This window comes from Microcystis sp. M53598_WE2 (genome assembly GCF_030067735.1).
GTDB lineage: Bacteria > Cyanobacteriota > Cyanobacteriia > Cyanobacteriales > Microcystaceae > Microcystis > Microcystis aeruginosa.
Window position 1 is genome coordinate 1 of the sequence record NZ_JASJFE010000588.1, and the last position, 2,156, is coordinate 2,156.

The window sequence follows — 2,156 nt, forward strand, 5'->3', positions numbered from 1 at the left end:
CTAGTGCTTACTTTAACCGAGCGAATGCCTATAATAACTTAAAAGAATCTCAAAAAGCGATCGCAGACTTTGACCAAGCCCTTCGCCTTAATCCTAATAATGCTATTGCTTACTTTAACCGAGCGACTGCCTATAATAACTTAAAAGAATACCAAAAAGCGATCGCCGACTTTGACCAGGCCCTTCGCCTCAATCCTAACTTGGCTGATGCTTATTTTAACCGAGGACTTGCCTATGGACAATTAGGGAAATACCAAAAAGCACTCGCCGACTATACCCAAGTCATTCGCCTCAATCCTAACTATGCTGATGCTTACTTTAACAGGGGACTTGCTTATAATCGGTTAAAAGAATCTCAAAAAGCGATCGCCGACTATACCCAAGCCCTTAGCCTCGATCCTAACTTGGTTGATGCTTACTTTAATCGAGGCATCGTCCATAATAGGTTAGGAGAATCCCAACAGGCGATCGCCGACTATACCGAAGCCATTCGCCTCAATCCTAAATTGGCTGATGCTTACAATAAACGAGGGGATACTTACTATTGGTTAAAAAAGTATCAAAAAGCACTCACAGATTATGAACAAGCGATACGCCTTAACCCTAATTTGAAGCAAGTTATTGGTAGCCGATTACCGTCAAGATTACCCCTCCCTAAAAATGGTTACGGAGTGTACAAATTCAATCGGGGAGCAACCAGCAGTACACTCAAAATTATTCCGTCACAGGGAACAGAAAATCTGGTGATAAAATTAGAGAATACAAGCACCAAGAAGGAGATCTGCTGGTTCTTAATAGTAAAGGGTAACTCCCATAAAATGCCCATTCCACCAGGGAGTTATATAATCAAGTTAGCTATGGGGGAAAGGTGGTACGGAGATAAATATCTGTTTGGCACTCAGGGTTCTTACAGCAAAATTGACCAAGAGATCACCATTCCAGAGTATACAAATTACACCATCTTTCTTGAGCCGAATCTGTTAGGTACACTCACACAACAAAAGATCGAGGCGAACGAGTTTTGACAATTTTGTCTCCGTACAATTTTTACCATATATCAATTTATTATTTAGAGGTTTGATTATCTATGACTTCAAAAGCAGAAGATTTCGTTCAACAAGGGATACAAAAAGCTCAAAAAAACGATTTACAGGGGGCGAGTACGGATTTATTCAAGGCGGTGGATATATTCCAGCAACAAGGAAGACTACAAGAGGCTCAACAAGTATTAGAAATAATTAAACAATTTTTTTCAACTCCATGGTCACAAATTATCCTCTACCTAGCTAGTTCTGAAGATGAAGATTGGGGCAAGCTTCACAGCCCCCGATCACAATATCTAGACAACCCAAGTGCAGATCGTCAACGTCGTATTATTAGTACAGAAGAACAACTTGGCGCTCTCGATTCATCAGATCGACAAATTGGTCGTCAAAGTCTTGATGATGACCATCCAAAAGATGTAGAATATCTACATAATTTAGCCATATTATATAAGTCAAGAGGACAGTATAGGGAAGCTTTACCCCTCTTTCAACAAGTTCTAGAAATTTATAGTGAAAGTCTCGGAACTAACCATATTCAATACGCTGCTGCCCTCAATAATTTAGCTAATTTATATGGGTTAATGGGACGGTATAAAGATGCTTTATCTTTTTATCAAAGAACGCTAGAGATTTTCAGTGAACATCTTGGAACTGAGCATCCTGACTATGCTAATTCTTTAAATAATTTGGCTATATTATATGAGTCAATGGGACAGTATGAGCAAGCTTTACCTCTTCATCAACAAGCTCTGGAAATTAGTGGTAAAATTCTAGGTACTGAACACCATGACTATGCTGGTTCTCTGAATAACTTAGCCGGATTATATAAGTCAATGGGACAGTATGAGCAAGCTTTACCTCTCCATCAACAAGCTCTCAAAATTATTGGTAAAAGTTTAGGTACTGACCACCCTGACTATGCTACTTGTCTGAATAACTTATCCGTATTACATAAGTCAATGGGACAGTATGAGCAAGCTTTACCTCTCTCTCTACAAGCTCTCGAAATTCGTGGTAAAAGTTTAGGTACTGACCACCCCGACTATGCTGATTCTCTGAATAATTTAGCCGTATTATATCAGTCAATGGGACAGTATGAGCAAGCTTTAC

2 protein-coding genes are annotated in these 2,156 nt (G+C 39.4%); both read left to right on the forward strand.

Annotated features, from left to right (window positions below; translation table 11 throughout):
* The coding region (locus PX636_RS11910) for a tetratricopeptide repeat protein (protein ID WP_288117327.1) at positions 1-1,025 on the forward strand (1,025 nt) is incomplete at its 5' end.
* 62 nt (positions 1,026-1,087) lie between these two features.
* A partial coding sequence (locus PX636_RS11915; RefSeq protein WP_288117328.1) for a tetratricopeptide repeat protein occupies positions 1,088-2,156 on the forward strand: 1,069 nt, incomplete at its 3' end.